The following is a 15,874-nucleotide window of genomic DNA, read 5'->3' as shown; positions in this document are numbered from 1 at the left end:
AGCTCGTGCAGGGGAGCGCGGTGGTGGTTTCATGCCGGATGCGATGCACAGCGTGCGAGGAGAGACAGTGCGGATTGGGCAACAGCCGGGTGGCAATGGCGCACACGGCTCCTCCGCGACGGCGCTGGCCGACCGGTTGACCGGCGATGGCCTGCTGTCCCGACTACTGCGGCGACCGCTCGCCTATATCGCGTTGACCAAGCCGCGCGTCATCGAGCTGCTGCTGGTCGCGACCATTCCGACAATGCTGCTGGCCGATCGCGGCCATGTCGATATCCGACTGATCTTGGCCACGCTGTTCGGCGGTTGGATGGGCGCCGCGAGCGCCAACACGCTCAACTGCGTCGCCGATGCCGATATCGACAAGGTGATGAAGCGGACCGCGAAGCGGCCGCTGGCGCGGGAGGCCGTAGCGACCTCGCACGCGTTCGTCTTCGGTGTGGCGCTCGGCATCGGCTCGTTCGCCTGGCTGTGGTGGCAGGCGAATCTGCTCAGTGGTCTGCTGGTCGTCGCGACGATCCTGTTCTACGTCTTTGTGTACACCCTCGGCCTCAAGCGCCGTACCTCGCAGAATGTGGTGTGGGGCGGCGCGGCCGGATGCATGCCCGCGCTGGTCGGCTGGTCGGCGGTGACCGGGAACATCGGCTGGCCCGCGATCGCGCTCTTCGGTGTCATCTTCTTCTGGACGCCGCCGCACACCTGGGCGTTGGCCATGCGCTACAAGGAGGACTACCGCGCGGCCGGAGTGCCGATGCTACCGGTCGTCGCCACCGAGCAGGCTGTCACCAAGCAGATCGTCATCTACACCTGGCTCACCGTACTGACCACACTCGCACTGGTGCCCGCGACCGGTGTGGTCTACGCGGCCGTCGCACTGGTGGCCGGAGCGTGGTTCCTGCTCATGGCGCACCAGTTGTACTCCGGTGTGCGGCGCGGTGAATCGGTGAAGCCGCTGCGACTGTTCCTGCAGTCCAACAACTATCTGGCCATGGTGTTCTGTGGTCTGGCGGTGGATTCGGTGCTCGGGTGGCACACGATCGGCAGCTTCTTCAGCTAGCTCAGCCGATATAGCCATCGGGTCGGATATGCGGATCGGGCCATCGGGCACCGGATGCGAGGACCAGTGGCCTCGCATCCGATCGCGCGCTATGGCAGCAGGACGATCGAGCCGGTGGTCTTGCGGCCCTCGAGATCGCGATGTGCCTGCTCGGCTTCGGCCAGCGGATACGTGGCACCGATCCGCACGTGCAGCGTGCCGTTGGCGATCGCGGTCAGAATATCGGTTGCGCGCCAGAGCAATTCGGCACGGTCACGGGTGTAGTGCAGCAGTGTGGGCCGGGTGACGAACAGCGAGCCCGCCGGGTTGAGACGCTGCAGATCGAAGGACGGGACCGGGCCGCTGGCCGCGCCGAAGAGGGCCAGCATGCCGCGCACCCGCAACGACGCGAGGCTGGCCTCGAAGGTGGCCGCGCCGACACCGTCGTAGACAGCGGCGACGCCGACGCCGTCGGTGCGTGCGCGGACCTGCTCGGCGAGATCATCGGTGTAGCGCAGCACCTCTGTCGCACCCGCCTCGCGGGACAGTTTCTCCTTCGCATCCGAGGAGACCGTGGTGATCACCCGCACACCGCGCGCGACGGCGAGCTGGGTGAGCAACAGGCCGACGCCGCCCGCGCCCGCGTGCACCAGCACGGTCTCGCCGGGTTCGGGCTTGTAGATCGATTCGATGAGGTAGTGCGCGGTCATACCTTGCAGCAGCGCCGAAGCGGCGACCGGTGCGTCGACGCCAGCGGGCACCTTGACCGCGACCGCGGCCGGTACGGCGACCCGCTGAGCGTAGCTGCCGGGGGCGGCCGCCCAGGCGACCCGGTCGCCGACCGCGAATTCGGTCACATTCGCGCCCACCTCCGCCACCACGCCGGTGCCCTCGGCGCCGGGAACATAGGGGACCGCCTGCGGGTAGCGGCCGGTGCGGATATAGGTGTCGATGAAGTTGATGCCGATCGCCTCGGTGTCGACGAGCAGCTGATCCGGACCGATCCGCGGATCCGGCACCTCGACGTAGTTCAGGACTTCGGGACCACCGTGCTCGGAAACCTGAATAGCGTGCATGAGATCCGTTCTACACCCACAGGGGCTGGATCTGAACGTACCGGTCAGTAAACTAACCGCCATGAGTGCTCGAGCTGCCACCGCTGCAGTGCAACTGTCGGGTTCCCTAGTGGATTCGGTCAAGGGATTCGTCGCCGAACACGGCGGCTCCGCCACTGCCGTGCTGCAGCCGATCGGCCGCGCGGGTGTGCGCGTCACCCTGGTCGGCTCCGACGGCGTCCTCGGCGACCGAGTGGTCGACGATCTGGCGACCGCCAAGGAATTGGTCGAGACCATCGACGGCCTCACCGAGGCCGATGAATGGGATCGCGAGCTGATCTCGGTGGTCACCCCGAGCAAGGGCCACTGGGCCAAGATGGCCGGTTGGGTCGCCCGGCAGACCCGTTTTCCCAAGGCGCGCAACGAGAACTGAGCCGTTCAGGCTCCGGTGGTCGCGCCGTCGATTCGCGCGGGACCGGGCCCGCGAAGCTACTCGCGAGCCGGGTGAAGGGCCAGATACTGAGGATCAGCAGCAGGATCAAACCGCGCGCCTGGTAGATGTGCGGGGCATGCTGCATGGCCTCGGGGATACGGATCGGTGGTGCACAGCGGGCGGAACCAGGTGAAAAGCGTTTCGCCGGTTCGATATTCATGTGCCACCTAGTCGAATCGAATTCGATGAGCACCCGGACAGCATGGCCGGGAAGGTGATGCGGTCGAGCGGGACGCGACGGACCCGCTTTCAGATCGGGTAGGAACAGCAACACCGCCCCGATTGTGGCAGCGCCGGCGCCGGCCTGCACGATCGTGGTTCCGTCCGGATCGTAGAGTAGGGGAGGATGAACGCGGATAAGGCGAGCAAGCTGGCGGCTCGGCGGGTCGGTGCCGCGCATGCCGACGCGCGGCAGCGCGTCGCGCTCGCCGAGAGCTTCTACCCACCGGAACTGCGCGCCTACCGTCGCGCCGAAATCGCCTTCCTGCAGTGGGAACTCGCCCGTGGCGTCCTCGATGCCGCGACCGGCAGCCCGTGGTGGCGGGCCATCAACGACCGGCTGCTGCACGACAAACTGGAGGCCGCGCTGCTGCATCGCGGCGGCGCCCACGACGCGTCGACACCCGGTGCCCGGCTGTGGCTCGAATTCCTTATCGCCCCTTCGCCCGCGGCGTGGTACCGGGCGCACAATCGCAGCATCGTCGCCGGTTATCTACAACATCAGAGGTTGGCCGCGGCCGAACTGCCCGCCGAACGGTTGATGATCAATGTGACGCTCATGCGGGTGCTGTTCACCCAGGTGCTGGTGGCACGGCCGACGCTCGCGCTCGGCCGGTTCGGTGCCCTCGGCGGCTGGTCGGCCGATCCGCGCCGCAGCTCGGTTCGCCTATTCCTCGATCTGCGCAATGTCTTTCCCGAGGAGTATCCGCTGGCGAATATGTCCGTCGACGCGGTGCTCGCACTGGAGGGACGCGTGGCACGGGCCCTCGATTACGGTCTGATCGTGCCGAAGCTGGAGCAGATATACGCCTTCGCCGCAGAGCAATTGGAGGAGCCGATGATCGTCGGGCTCGTCGAGAACGGCGATCCGTGCTACGCGGGGCTGCGGCTCCAACGCGGGCAACTGGCATCGGATGCCTTGACCCGAACGCTTGCACGTGTCACTCGGCCGCGATTCGCATAATCGGTCGAGTACGGGCCGCGTTAGCGCGGCACCGTGTCGATAATCGCCGCGCACAAGGTTTTCGGCAGCTCGCTGGCTGCGATTCCGGTGGCCTCCCTCGCGACAACGGCGTAGGCGCGTTCGAGACTGCGCCGGCTGCTGCCCGCGACATGCGGTCTCGGGCGCGGTCCAGTGCGGATGCTCGGGTGGCAGGGCTACGGGTCCATGACAGCCAGGGCGCAGTCGCCCCGAAACCAGTTCGGCCAGTCCCGCTTCGGTTCGGAGGCCGCGTTCGTACGGTTCGATATCCGGAACGGTTGTGGCAGTTCGACGCTCGACGTTGCCGCGATCCGCTATGCCAATTGTTCGGCGGAACTGGAGACCGGTGCCGGGACGCGTTCGCGGGTGCGCAGGGCGGCCCAGAGGGCGGCGGTGGCGGCGGTGCAGGCGGCCGCGCCGCCGACGTGGGTGGCAACCAGCGCGGCCGGGACGTCGGTGAAGTACTGCACGACGCCGACCAGGGACTGGGCACCGACCAGGCCGAGCAGGACGAACAGCCGGGTGCGGACGGCGGGGGCGATGCCGACAGCGAAGAGACCGAAGGCCAAACCGATGAGCAGCGCGAGATAGCCGACCAGCAGCTGCGAGTGCAGGTGCACCAGGGTGACGATCTCGACCTGCAGGCGTTCGACCGGTCGCTCGATGCTCTTATCGCCCGCATGCGGTCCGGCACCGCTGACCAGCGTGCCCGCGATGAGAACGCCGGCGAGCGCGACACCGCTGAGCCCGGTGAGCCAGCGCAGCGGCGCGGGCGCCTGGATCACTTCGATGCCGTCATCGGGTTCGCAGACCTTCGCGAACATGACCACCGCGACCCACACCATCAGCATCGACGCCAGCAGGTGCACCGCCACCGTCCACCACAGCAGGCCGGAGCGCACGGTGATACCGCCGATGACCGCCTGCAGCACCGTGCCGCCGGGCATCAGCCACGCGTACACCAGCACCTCGCGCCGGCGGCGGGCCCGGGTAACGGCGAGCACGATCAGCGCCGCGCACAGCGTTACCGCGAAGGACAGCATGCGGTTGCCGAACTCGACGGTCTGATGCAATACCGGAACCTCGGCCACACCGGTCGGGGTGAAGCTGCCCGGGAAGCACTGCGGCCAGGTCGGGCACCCGAGTCCGGACGCGGTGACCCGCACGATCGCACCGGTGACGGCGATACCCGCCTGGGAGACGATGACCGCGATGGCGATCAGTCGCTGCACTCGCAACGAGGGCAGCGGGAGCAGATCGACGAGTCTCAGGAATGCGCGATACAGCACCCAATGATGGTAGCCGGGCCATTCGGGCCGCCCGCACCCGGTCTACTACATCCCGTCGTTGCCGCCTGTTCGAGATCAGGTGGCCATCATGGCGGCATCGGTCGGGAGATCCCGCCGTGATCTCACGCGGACTAATCGAAACGGAAGAAGCGGGTAGCAAGGAAGCCGGAGATGCCGCCCCATGCGGCGAGGACGGCGATTCCGAACCAGTCGACGCTGGTGCGCATGGCGTCTTCCAGCGTGACCGCCAGTGCCCCGGACGGCGCCAACCGTACGAGCACATTCACGACCGTGGGCAGATCATCGGATGCGAACACGATGCTGGCGATGCCGAGCATGACGAACCACAGAATATTCGCCAGTGCCAGCACGATCTCCGCCTTGAGTGTGCCGCCGAGCAGCAGGCCCATTGCCGCGAAAGTGGCCGTGCCGAGCGCGATCAACAGCGCGCCGAGTGCGAGCCCGGGGAGGTCTGGCCGCCAGCCGAGTGCGAAACCTATGGCCCCCAAGAGAATTGCCTGCAATACCACCACGATCAGCACCGCGGCACTCTTGCCCGCCACAACGCCCCAGCGGGGGAGGGGGGTGGCGCCCAGGCGCTTGAGCGCACCATAGCGCCGGTCGAATCCGACCGCGATGGCTTGTCCGGTGAAGGCGGTCGACATGACCGCGACCATCATGACCGCAGGCACGATCTTGCCGACTCGGTTCTCGCCGAGGTTCGCGAACGGCAACAGGCTGAGCCCGACCAGCAGGGTGATCGGAATGAACATGGTGAGCAGCAACTGTTCACCATTGCGCAGCAAAAGGATCAGCTCGAGCCGGGTCTGCGCGGTCATCATGGCCAGGCGGTTGCTCGGGCGCGGATCGGGGGTGAAAGTGCCCGGTGCGAAGCGGTTCCCGACGGGATCTGGCTGATTCATCCGCGTAGGTCCCGTCCGGTGAGTTCCAGGAAAACGTCCTCGAGGCGACGCTGATCGATCCGGATATCGGTCGCCAGCACATTCTGCTGCGCACACCACGCGGTCACCGTCGCCAGCACCTGCGGATCGATCTCACCCTCGACCAGATACTGTCCCGGCGTCGTCTCGCGCGGCGAGAAGCCTTCCGGCAGTGCGGTTTTCAGTAGCCGCAGATCGAGTTTCGGTGGGGCGGTGAAGCGCAGCTGACCGGCCGCACCGTGCGCGGTCACCTCCGCGGGCGTACCAGAGGCGACGATCTGTCCGTGATCGATGATCACGAGTTGGTCGGCCAGTTGCTCGGCCTCGTCCATCATGTGCGTGGTGAGCAGTACTGTGACGCCGTCGCGGCGCAGCGCATCGATCAGCTCCCACACGATGAGCCGGGCCTGGGCGTCCAGGCCCGCGGTCGGTTCGTCGAGGAAGACGATCTCCGGCTTACCGACGAGCGCACAGGCCAGGGCGAGCCGCTGTTGCTGGCCGCCGGACAGGCGCCGGTACGGTGTGCGTCGGTTGTCCTGTAGGCCAAGGGTTTTCAGTAACCATTCGGGATCGAGCGGATCGGCGGAGTAGGCGGCGACCAGGTCGAGCATCTCACCCGCGCGCGCACCCGGGTACGCGCCACCGCCCTGCAGCATGACGCCGATGCGCGGCCGCAATCGGTCGGAGTCGGCGATCGGATCGAGTCCGAGTACCCGGACCGAACCGGCATCCGGGGTTTTGAAGCCCTCGCACATCTCGACGGTCGTTGTCTTACCCGCGCCGTTCGGTCCGAGTAGGGCCAGCACCTGCGCTTGTTCGACGGCGAAGCTGATCCCGGCGACGGCGGTGGTCTCGCCGTAGCGCTTGACGACGCCGTCGATACAGACGGCGGGTTCCGAGGCTGCGGTCACCCTCGCGCCTCGGTGCTCGGATCCGTCGCGTCCAAGGGTGCTGTGCCTATGGTTCGCTCGCTTCGCTCCCTCACGGTGTCACACCGTAAGCGGTCGAGGGATGTGACCCGGACGACACCCCTGCCTCGTCAGTTCTGCGGTCCGGCCGGACCGGCCGTGGTGGGCGCCCGGTCTGCGCCGATCTGGTGTAACCGCCACGGCAGCGACTTGCGGGTGGCCAGGATCATCAGCGTGCAGGTGAGGATGGTGATGCAGGCCGCATAGATAAGGACAAAGGGCTGGATTTCGCTGCCCGTCGGCATGAGCATGACACTGATCGCCGCCGAGGCGATCGTGGCCGAGACCCGGAAGGCCGGCCGGCTCGCCCAGGCCGCCAGCGGGACGATGCCCCAAAGCAGATACCAGGGCTGTACCACCGGGAACAGCAGGACAACCGCGCCGAAGGCGACGCCGAGCGCACCGACCGGATGCAGCCGTCCGCGCCAGGTGGCCACCATCAGCCGCACCACGATCAGTGCGGCCGCGATCGCCGCGATCGGTCGGGTGATGCTCAACAGTGCGGTGGTGTGGTCGCCCAATCCCAGGAGGACGCCGCCGAATCCGGTGACGACCCCGAGCGCGGTGGGCAGCGACATCCAGCTGCGCACCGAGTTCGCCCCGGTCAGGGTGTCTATCCAGCCGAAGCCGAGACCGCTGCCCAGGCACACCGCGAGCATGACGGCACCCGTGACACAACCGAGGAATAGCGCGGATCTGAGCACGGCACGCCAATCGCCGCCCCATTTTCGGCTCAATGCCATCCACACGAACGCCAGTGCCAGCATCGATGGAATCTTGACCATGCTGGACAGCGCTATCAGGGTGGTTCCCGATAAGAGCAGCACGAGTGTGTGGCCACGCATCGGTCCGGTATTGCTCAGGGCCGCCAGACAGTATTCCAGCCCGACCAGCATCAGGCCGAGCATCATGGCCTCATTGTGTACACCGGATACCAGGTGGAATATCACGAGCGGGTTTACTGCGCCGAGCCACAATGCGGCGACCGGCGATACTCGACACCGCTGTGCCAGTCGCGGCAGTGCCCAAACGATGCAGGCCACGCCGAGCAGTGCCAGCGCTCGGTGGAGTAGCACCCCGGCGAGCATATTGTCGCCGACGATTTCGGCGATGCCCTTGCCCAGCCAAATCGAGAGCGGGCCGTATGGCGCGGGCGAATTCTGCCAGATATTGGGGACGCTGCGCGTCAGGATATGGTCCTGGCCGAGTCCTTGTACCGGCCCGACGTCATAGGGATCGAGTCCACTCGCCGCGATTTCCCCCTGGGCCAGATAGGAATAGACATCCTGGCTGAACATCGGGGGTGCGACCGAGAGCGGGATGATCCACAGCAGCAGCGTGCGGTCCAGTTGCGAGCGGCTGATGCGACGAATGCGGTTGGACTGCAAGCCGAGTGCGAATCGGCCGAGCAGCAGCCAGGCCAGCATCACGATGACCGTGCCGACCATGGTCGTCGCCAGCCCCGAATTGTGCACGCGCGCGGGCAGCCCGAGAATCGCCTTGCCGTAGGTCGGATTCTGCAGTGTGGGTTGGGCGCCCAGACCCAGGGCGCCGATGGCCATCATGACCGAACCCGTGGCGCCCAACAGTCGGACCCGGCGCAATTGCGTGGTCTCCTGCGGGTTGAGTTCGGCGGCCTCGGGTTCGTTGATGTGCAGGGTGTCGCCGACGGTGTGGTCGGGCGCGACATCCAGACCGATGATCCGACGTCCCAGTGATACGGCGGTGCTGATAGGCGCGGTCTTACGCAGGCGAATCAGGGTGCCCGAGGTGGTCGACCAGTCGCGCCCTGGTTCGCCGTGTTCGCCTGACATCACGCGGTCAGCGTAGCCGATGCCACCGGCGTTTCCGGTGCTCCGCGAAACCGACCGCGGGGCACATATTCGCGCTACTTCGGACCCGAGCACCGGGCGGCGGCGGAGGTGCGGATCGGCGGCGTCAGGTGCGCTGACGGATTTTCGCCACCGTCGTGTGGCCTAAATCGCACCTGCAATTCCGGCGGGTGCTCGGGTCGGTCTGCACGCGAGATCCGCAGGTGGTGCATGTGTCGTATCCGCACGCCGCCCGCAGAGCGTTCCCGTGCAGGTCATCGGCCCGGTCGACTCAGGGCACCCTTATTGGATTCCGGGAACTAATTCCGTCACACTGGTGTTGTGAAAAACGTGGGTTTGCCGTACGACGAGGATGGAGGGACCGGTCGCCGCACCGGTACCGCATCCGTTGCCGCGCCCGCGACCCTGGTCATGGGCGGCGAAGGACATACTCGCGCCGCGGTGGTCCAGTTGCTGCTCGAAGAGGGCCCGATCACCGCGACCGCAATCGGCACCAAGCTCGGTCTGACGCCCGCCGGTGTCCGACGGCATCTGGACGCACTGATCGAATCCGGTCAGGCGCGGGCCAGCCGTTCGGCGCCGTGGCAGCAGAAGGGGCGCGGCCGTCCCGCCAAGCAGTATCAGCTGACGGCGGTTGGCAGAGGACGGCTCGGGCACGCGTACGACGATCTGGCCGGTGCGGCGATTCGCCAACTCGGTGAGGTCGGCGGCGAGCAGGCGATTACCGATTTCGCGCGCAAGCAGGCGCGGACCATCGTCAAGGGCATCGAACCGGTCGCCGAGCACACCCCCGAGACCACCACCGCCAAGGCGGACGAGATCGCCGAGGCCTTTACCGACGCCGGATTCGCCGCGTCCACCCGCAAGGTCGGCGCGGGCGTACAGATCTGCCAGCACCACTGCCCGGTGGCCCACGTCGCCGAGGAATTCCCGCAGTTGTGCGAGGCCGAACTCGAGGCTTTCCGGGACCTGCTCGGAACCCACGTCCAGCGACTTGCGACGATCGCCAACGGCGATTGCGCGTGCACGACCCATGTCCCGCTGTTCGTTCTCCCCATCACCGATAAAGCGAACGCTTCCCCAACGACCGCTGCACAGCCCGCAGCGGTACGCACGAACGACTCCGGAAGGAGCGCCGAATGACGACGACCACCGACCAGGTGCAACCGCTCACCCAGGAAGAGACCATTGCTTCCCTGGGCAACTACGGTTACGGCTGGGCCGATTCGGATGAGGCCGGTGCCAGCGCGCAACGAGGCCTGTCCGAGGCTGTCGTCCGCGACATCTCGGCCAAGAAGAACGAGACCGAGTGGATGCTCGAGCACCGGCTCAAGGCGCTGCGCATCTTCGATCGCAAGCCGATGCCGAAGTGGGGCTCCAATCTCGACGGCATCGACTTCGACAACATCAAATACTTCGTGCGCTCGACCGAGAAGCAGGCCGAGAGCTGGGAAGACCTGCCCGAGGACATCAAGAACACCTACGACAAGCTCGGCATCCCAGAGGCGGAGAAGCAGCGCCTGGTCGCCGGTGTCGCCGCGCAGTACGAATCCGAGGTCGTCTACCACCAGATCCGCGAGGACCTGGAGGCCCAAGGCGTCATCTTCCTGGACACCGATACCGGTCTGCGCGAGCATCCGGAAATCTTCGAGCGGTACTTCGGCACCGTGATCCCGGCCGGTGACAACAAGTTCTCCGCGCTGAATACCGCCGTATGGTCGGGTGGTTCGTTCATCTACGTGCCGCCGGGCGTGCAGGTCGACATTCCGCTGCAGGCATACTTCCGGATCAATACCGAGAATATGGGTCAGTTCGAGCGGACCCTGATCATCGTCGACGAGGGCGCCTACGTGCACTACGTCGAGGGTTGCACCGCGCCGATCTACAAGTCCGATTCGCTGCATTCCGCGGTGGTCGAGATCATCGTGAAGAAGGGCGGACGCTGCCGCTACACCACCATCCAGAACTGGTCGAACAACGTCTACAACCTGGTCACAAAGCGGGCCAAGGCCGAGGCGGGCGCGACCATGGAGTGGATCGACGGCAATATCGGCTCCAAGGTCACCATGAAGTATCCAGCGGTCTGGATGACCGGCGAGTACGCCAAGGGTGAGGTCCTCTCGGTCGCCTTCGCGGGCGAGGGCCAGCACCAGGACACCGGCGCGAAGATGCTGCACCTGGCGCCGCACACCTCCTCGACCATCGTGTCGAAGTCGGTGGCGCGTGGTGGCGGCCGCGCGTCCTACCGCGGTCTGGTCCAGGTCAACAAGGGCGCGCACGGTTCCAAGTCGACCGTGAAATGTGATGCGCTGCTCGTCGATACGATCAGTCGCTCCGACACCTACCCCTACGTCGACATCCGCGAGGACGACGTGACCATGGGCCACGAGGCCACGGTCTCGAAGGTGTCCGAGGATCAGCTGTTCTACCTGATGAGCCGCGGCCTCACCGAGGACGAGGCGATGGCGATGGTAGTGCGTGGCTTCGTCGAGCCGATCGCCAAGGAACTCCCGATGGAGTACGCACTCGAGCTGAACCGCCTGATCGAACTGCAGATGGAAGGAGCCGTCGGCTGATGGCAACCCTGGACAATGTTGCCGAAGCCGCCGAGGCTCGCATTACCGACGCGACCCACGCGCCCAGCAATAAGGGGGAGGTGTTCACCTCCTTCGATGTGAACGCCTTCGAGGTGCCCTCGGCGAAGGATGAGGCGTGGCGGTTCACCCCGCTGCGTCGCCTGCGTGGCCTGCACGACGGCACCGCCGTACGGGACGGTGCGGTCACGGTCGAGGTCGTCGTGTCCGATGGCGGCCCTGACGCGAGTCCCGCGGGGGTAGCCGGTGTGACCGTGGAAACGGTGGCGCGCACCGACTCTCGCCTCGGCGCGGCCGGGGTGCCGTCGGATCGGGTCGCGGCCCAGGCATACTCGAGTTTCGAACAGGCGACCGTGATCTCGGTCGGCGCGGAAACCGAAGTCGCCGAAGCGGTTACCGTTTCGGTCACCGGTCCCGGCGAGGGTAAGACGGCGTACGGTCACCTGCAGGTCCGGCTCGGCAACTTCGCGGTCGCCACCATGATCATCGACCAGCGCGGCAGCGGAACCTACGCCGAGAACATCGAATTCGTACTCGGCGACAGTGCCAAGCTGACCGTCGTCGCGATCCAGGACTGGGCCGACGACGCCGTGCACGCTACCGCGCACCACGCCAAGCTCGGTCGTGATGCCACCCTGCGGCACACCTCGGTCACCCTCGGCGGTGACCTGGTGCGCCTGACCGGCAATGTGCGCTACGCGGGTCCCGGCGGCGATGCCGAACTGCTCGGCCTCTACTTCGCCGACGCCGGTCAGCACTTCGAGCAGCGTCTGCTGGTCGACCACGCGGTGCCGCACTGCAAATCCAGGGTGCTGTACAAGGGTGCGCTGCAAGGTGATCCGGCTCTGCTCGATGGGCACTCGGCAAGCTCCGCGCACAAACCCAAGGGTGACGCCCGCACGGTGTGGGTCGGTGACGTACTCATCCGTGCCGCTGCCGAGGGCACCGACACCTTCGAGGTGAACCGCAACCTGGTGCTCACCGACGGTGCGCGCGCCGATTCGGTGCCGAATCTCGAGATCGAGACCGGTGAGATCGTCGGTGCCGGCCACGCGAGTGCCACCGGCCGCTTCGACGACGAGCAGCTGTTCTACCTGCGTGCCCGCGGCATCCCGGAGGATGCCGCCCGCCGGCTGGTGGTGCGTGGTTTCTTCCACGAAATCATCCAGAAGATCGCGGTCCCCGAGGTCCGGGAGCGGCTGGAGTCGGCCATCGAGGCCGAACTCGCCGCTATCGGCGCCTGACCGCCGCCAGCGACTGCTTGCAGGTCGCTCGAAGAGACCAGAACCCCATACCCCGCAAAGGAATCCGAATTCGATGACCACCCTGGAAATCAAGGACCTGCACGTCGAGGTCGCCAACCCGGACGAGTCCGGCGAGCCCATCAAGATCCTCAATGGCGTGAATCTCACCATCAAATCCGGTGAGACGCACGCGATCATGGGCCCGAACGGCTCCGGCAAGTCGACGCTGTCGTACGCGATCGCCGGACATCCGAAGTACACGGTGACCTCGGGTTCGATCACCCTCGACGGTGAGGATGTGCTCGCGATGTCGGTCGACGAGCGGGCGCGGGCGGGTCTGTTCCTGGCCATGCAGTACCCGGTCGAGGTCCCCGGTGTTTCGATGTCGAACTTCCTGCGCACCGCCGCTACCGCGGTCCGCGGCGAGGCCCCCAAACTGCGCACCTGGGTCAAGGAGGTGAAGGAGTCGATGAATGAGCTGGAAATCGACGCCGCCTTCGCCGAGCGCAGCGTGAACGAGGGCTTCTCCGGTGGTGAGAAGAAGCGCCACGAGATCCTGCAACTGGGTCTGCTCAAGCCGAAGATCGCCATCCTGGACGAGACCGACTCCGGCCTGGACGTCGACGCGCTGCGCATCGTCTCCGAGGGCGTCAACCGCTACAAGGAGCGCGAGAATGGTGGCGTGCTGCTGATCACGCACTACACCCGCATCCTGCGTTACATCCAGCCCGAATTCGTGCATGTCTTCGTCGGCGGCCGCATCGTCGCCGAGGGCGGCGCCGAGCTGGCCGAAGAGCTCGATGCCAACGGCTACGTCCGCTTCACACATGGCTCGCCCACCCAGTCGGCCGCGCCGACCGCCGTCCCCCAGTCCGCTACCGCTGGAGCCTGATATGACCGCCACGGTCCGCACCCTCGACGTCGCCCGCATCCGGGCCGACTTCCCGATCCTGAACCGCACGGTTCGGGACGGGAAGCCGTTGGTGTACCTGGACTCGGGCGCGACCTCGCAGCGTCCCCTCGCCGTACTCGATGCGGAACGTGAATTCCTCACCGAGCGCAATTCGGCTGTACATCGCGGTGCGCACCAGTTGGCCGAGGAGGCCACCGACGCGTACGAGGGCGCACGAGCCGATATCGGCCGATTCGTCGGTGTGGACGCGGACGAGATCGTCTTCACCAAGAATGCGACCGAATCGCTGAATCTGGTGACATACGCGTTTTCCGATGATCGCTTCCCGTACCACGTCGGTCCGGGTGACGAGATCGTCGTCACCGAGCTCGAGCATCACGCGAATCTCGTCCCGTGGCAGGAACTCGCGCGCCGGACCGGTGCGACCCTGAAGTGGTACGGCATTACCGATGACGGGCGGATCGATCTCGATTCCCTCGAATTGTCGTCCGCCACAAAGGTTGTCGCGTTCACGCATCAGTCGAATGTGACCGGTGCGGTCACCGATGTGGCCGAATTGGTGCGCCGAGCAACGGAAGTCGGCGCGCTCACCGTGCTGGATGCCTGCCAGTCGGTGCCGCATATGCCGGTGAACTTCCGTGAGCTGGGCGTCGACTTCGCCGCGTTCTCCGGGCACAAGATGCTCGGACCGTCGGGTGTCGGTGTGCTCTACGGGCGGCGGGCGCTGCTCGAGGAGACCCCGCCGTTCATCACCGGCGGTTCGATGATCGAGACCGTCACGATGCAGGGCAGCACCTACGCGCCGCCGCCGCAACGGTTCGAGGCCGGTGTGCCGATGACTTCGCAGGTGGTCGGATTGGGCGCGGCCGTGCAGTATCTCGAACAGATCGGCATGGAAGCTGTTGCGGCACACGAGCATATGCTCACAGGTGCGTCGCTGGATGGACTCGCGGCGATCGCGGGCGTGCGGATAATCGGACCGACGGAGAATATCGATCGCGGCGGCGCGGTGTCGTTCGTGGTCGAGGGCATCCACGCCCATGACGTCGGGCAGATTCTCGACGACGAGGGCGTTGCCGTGCGAGTGGGCCACCACTGCGCCTGGCCGCTGATGCGCCGTCTCGGCGTTCCGGCCACTGCCCGTGCGTCCTTCGCGGTTTACAACACCCTTGATGAGGTAGACCAGCTGGTAGCCGCCGTGCGGAAGGCCCAGAGCTTCTTCGGTGTCAGCGCAGCGAACGCCGACAATTAAACACTGTGGAGTTGCATAAGACATGCGCATGGAGCAGATGTATCAGGAAGTGATCCTCGATCACTACAAGCACCCGCATCACCGCGGGCTGCGGGAGCCGTTCGGGGCCGAAGTGCACCACGTCAACCCGACCTGCGGTGACGAGGTGACTTTGCGTGTCCAGCTCAACGGCAACGGTGATGTGGCCGATGTGTCCTATGACGGTCAGGGCTGTTCGATCAGTCAGGCCGCCACCTCGATCCTCACCGATCAGGTGATCGGACTGCCGGTGCAGCAGGCGCTGAAGGTGGTCGACTCGTACAACCAGATGATCTCCAGCCGCGGCACTATCGAGGGTGACGAGGACATGATCGGCGACGGCATCGCGCTGAGCGGAGTGTCCAAGTACCCGGCGCGGGTCAAATGCGCACTGCTCGGCTGGCTGGCGTTCAAGGATGCGGTGATCCGGATAACCTCCGCGGAAGAGGCCAAGCGGACCATGAGCAGCGACATCTCCACGAATGGAAAACCGTCATGAGCGAGACACCAGCCACCGAAACGACCGAGCAGGTCGAACTTTCGGCCGAGGACATCAAGCAGCTCGAGGATATCGAGGAGGCGATGCGCGATGTCGTCGATCCCGAACTCGGCATCAATGTCGTCGACCTCGGCCTGGTCTACGGCCTGAGTGTGGACCAGGACAATATCGCCACCCTCGATATGACCCTCACCTCGGCGGCCTGCCCGCTGACCGATGTCATCGAGGACCAATCCCGCAACGCTCTGGTCCGTTCCGGTCTGGTCGAAGACCTCAAGATCAACTGGGTCTGGATGCCTCCGTGGGGCCCCGACAAGATCACCGAGGACGGTCGCGAACAGCTCCGCGCCTTGGGCTTCACGGTCTAGAACCGCGAATACCGCTGCGGCGCCGAGCCTGTCGCGCGCACGAGCCACGCCCTGACAACAGTGCGTGGCTCGCTTCGATCAGTTGGGTCGGCCACGGGCGCGGTGCCCGGGTTGCCCGCGGGTCCGTCTCCCGTGGCCGCCCGCCGAACCGGACGTGCGGCTCTCACCGCA

General features: G+C 66.1%; 15 protein-coding genes. 10 read left to right on the top strand and 5 right to left on the bottom strand.

All coding sequences use genetic code 11. The features are described 5' to 3' along the window. The first annotated feature begins 67 nt into the window (after positions 1-67). Positions 68-1,057, top strand: coding sequence for a heme o synthase (locus tag AB0J29_RS08220; RefSeq protein ID WP_364781268.1), 990 nt, complete (start codon positions 68-70; stop codon positions 1,055-1,057). Between the two features lie 89 nt (positions 1,058-1,146). Here AB0J29_RS08220 and AB0J29_RS08215 read toward each other — a convergent pair whose 3' ends face one another. Further along, on the bottom strand, positions 1,147-2,112 hold the full coding sequence (locus AB0J29_RS08215) for a quinone oxidoreductase (protein WP_364781265.1): 966 nt from the start codon (positions 2,110-2,112) through the stop codon (positions 1,147-1,149). 61 nt (positions 2,113-2,173) lie between these two features. On the opposite strand from AB0J29_RS08215, the gene AB0J29_RS08210 reads away from it, so the two are divergent. Beyond that, positions 2,174-2,524 carry a hypothetical protein gene (locus AB0J29_RS08210; protein WP_364781262.1) on the top strand — a complete coding sequence of 117 codons (351 nt, stop codon included), beginning with the start codon at positions 2,174-2,176 and terminating at the stop codon, positions 2,522-2,524. Between the two features lie 406 nt (positions 2,525-2,930). Further along, on the top strand, positions 2,931-3,767 hold the full coding sequence (locus AB0J29_RS08205) for a hypothetical protein (RefSeq protein ID WP_364781259.1): 837 nt from the start codon (positions 2,931-2,933) through the stop codon (positions 3,765-3,767). Between the two features lie 332 nt (positions 3,768-4,099). Here AB0J29_RS08205 and AB0J29_RS08200 read toward each other — a convergent pair whose 3' ends face one another. The 4 genes from AB0J29_RS08200 to mptB form a co-directional block, all read right to left on the bottom strand. After that, positions 4,100-5,074 (bottom strand): heme A synthase, encoded by a 975-nt coding sequence (locus AB0J29_RS08200; protein ID WP_364781256.1) that lies wholly within the window; start codon positions 5,072-5,074, stop codon positions 4,100-4,102. A 131-nt stretch (positions 5,075-5,205) separates the two neighbouring features. Further along, the gene (locus AB0J29_RS08195; protein WP_364781253.1) at positions 5,206-5,997 is read right to left on the bottom strand and encodes an ABC transporter permease; all 792 of its coding nucleotides are present in this window, start codon (positions 5,995-5,997) and stop codon (positions 5,206-5,208) included. Further along, positions 5,994-6,926 carry an ABC transporter ATP-binding protein gene (locus AB0J29_RS08190; RefSeq protein ID WP_364781250.1) on the bottom strand — a complete coding sequence of 311 codons (933 nt, stop codon included), beginning with the start codon at positions 6,924-6,926 and terminating at the stop codon, positions 5,994-5,996. Before AB0J29_RS08190 ends, AB0J29_RS08195 begins: the two co-directional genes overlap by 4 nt. A gap of 128 nt (positions 6,927-7,054) precedes the next feature. Continuing rightward, positions 7,055-8,797: a polyprenol phosphomannose-dependent alpha 1,6 mannosyltransferase MptB gene (mptB, locus tag AB0J29_RS08185; protein WP_364781751.1), complete on the bottom strand. Its 1,743-nt coding sequence runs from the start codon at positions 8,795-8,797 to the stop codon at positions 7,055-7,057. A gap of 429 nt (positions 8,798-9,226) precedes the next feature. On the opposite strand from mptB, the gene AB0J29_RS08180 reads away from it, so the two are divergent. From AB0J29_RS08180 to AB0J29_RS08150, 7 genes are all read left to right on the top strand, one after another. Beyond that, entirely contained in the window at positions 9,227-9,958 is a 732-nt protein-coding gene (locus AB0J29_RS08180) for a metalloregulator ArsR/SmtB family transcription factor (protein ID WP_364781748.1), read from the top strand. Further along, positions 9,955-11,391 (top strand): Fe-S cluster assembly protein SufB, encoded by a 1,437-nt coding sequence (gene sufB / locus AB0J29_RS08175; protein WP_364781247.1) that lies wholly within the window; start codon positions 9,955-9,957, stop codon positions 11,389-11,391. The genes AB0J29_RS08180 and sufB overlap by 4 nt, the downstream gene beginning before the upstream one ends. Beyond that, positions 11,391-12,653, top strand: a complete 1,263-nt coding sequence (gene sufD, locus AB0J29_RS08170) for a Fe-S cluster assembly protein SufD (RefSeq protein ID WP_364781244.1) — start codon at positions 11,391-11,393, stop codon at positions 12,651-12,653. The genes sufB and sufD overlap by 1 nt, the downstream gene beginning before the upstream one ends. 73 nt (positions 12,654-12,726) lie before the next feature. Beyond that, positions 12,727-13,545, top strand: coding sequence for a Fe-S cluster assembly ATPase SufC (sufC, locus tag AB0J29_RS08165; protein WP_364781241.1), 819 nt, complete (start codon positions 12,727-12,729; stop codon positions 13,543-13,545). 1 nt (position 13,546) lies between these two features. Then, a complete protein-coding gene (locus AB0J29_RS08160) occupies positions 13,547-14,818 on the top strand; it encodes a cysteine desulfurase (RefSeq protein WP_364781238.1) in 1,272 nt (423 codons plus the stop codon). 22 nt (positions 14,819-14,840) lie between these two features. Next, positions 14,841-15,335: a Fe-S cluster assembly sulfur transfer protein SufU gene (gene sufU / locus AB0J29_RS08155; RefSeq protein ID WP_364781235.1), complete on the top strand. Its 495-nt coding sequence runs from the start codon at positions 14,841-14,843 to the stop codon at positions 15,333-15,335. Beyond that, positions 15,332-15,703 carry a metal-sulfur cluster assembly factor gene (locus AB0J29_RS08150; RefSeq protein ID WP_364781232.1) on the top strand — a complete coding sequence of 124 codons (372 nt, stop codon included), beginning with the start codon at positions 15,332-15,334 and terminating at the stop codon, positions 15,701-15,703. Before sufU ends, AB0J29_RS08150 begins: the two co-directional genes overlap by 4 nt. The last annotated feature ends 171 nt before the right edge of the window (positions 15,704-15,874 follow it).

Origin of the sequence: Nocardia sp. NPDC049707 (assembly GCF_040674855.1) — a bacterium.
GTDB lineage: Bacteria > Actinomycetota > Actinomycetes > Mycobacteriales > Mycobacteriaceae > Nocardia.
Note: the sequence above shows the minus strand (reverse complement) of the source record. Positions and strands in the feature narration are given on the sequence as shown.

Excerpts from the sequence above, each read along its gene's own strand:
- sufC (WP_364781241.1), top strand. The coding sequence starts at position 12,727 with ATGACCACCCTGGAAATCAAGGACCTGCACGTCGAGGTCGCCAACCCG.
- AB0J29_RS08210 (WP_364781262.1), top strand. The coding sequence starts at position 2,174 with ATGAGTGCTCGAGCTGCCACCGCTGCAGTGCAACTGTCGGGTTCCCTA.
- sufB (WP_364781247.1), top strand. The coding sequence starts at position 9,955 with ATGACGACGACCACCGACCAGGTGCAACCGCTCACCCAGGAAGAGACC.
- AB0J29_RS08205 (WP_364781259.1), top strand. The coding sequence starts at position 2,931 with ATGAACGCGGATAAGGCGAGCAAGCTGGCGGCTCGGCGGGTCGGTGCC.
- AB0J29_RS08215 (WP_364781265.1), bottom strand. The coding sequence starts at position 2,112 with ATGCACGCTATTCAGGTTTCCGAGCACGGTGGTCCCGAAGTCCTGAAC.
- sufU (WP_364781235.1), top strand. The coding sequence starts at position 14,841 with ATGCGCATGGAGCAGATGTATCAGGAAGTGATCCTCGATCACTACAAG.
- AB0J29_RS08160 (WP_364781238.1), top strand. The coding sequence starts at position 13,547 with ATGACCGCCACGGTCCGCACCCTCGACGTCGCCCGCATCCGGGCCGAC.
- AB0J29_RS08195 (WP_364781253.1), bottom strand. The coding sequence starts at position 5,997 with ATGAATCAGCCAGATCCCGTCGGGAACCGCTTCGCACCGGGCACTTTC.
- sufD (WP_364781244.1), top strand. The coding sequence starts at position 11,391 with ATGGCAACCCTGGACAATGTTGCCGAAGCCGCCGAGGCTCGCATTACC.
- AB0J29_RS08180 (WP_364781748.1), top strand. The coding sequence starts at position 9,227 with ATGGGCGGCGAAGGACATACTCGCGCCGCGGTGGTCCAGTTGCTGCTC.
- mptB (WP_364781751.1), bottom strand. The coding sequence starts at position 8,797 with ATGTCAGGCGAACACGGCGAACCAGGGCGCGACTGGTCGACCACCTCG.
- AB0J29_RS08150 (WP_364781232.1), top strand. The coding sequence starts at position 15,332 with ATGAGCGAGACACCAGCCACCGAAACGACCGAGCAGGTCGAACTTTCG.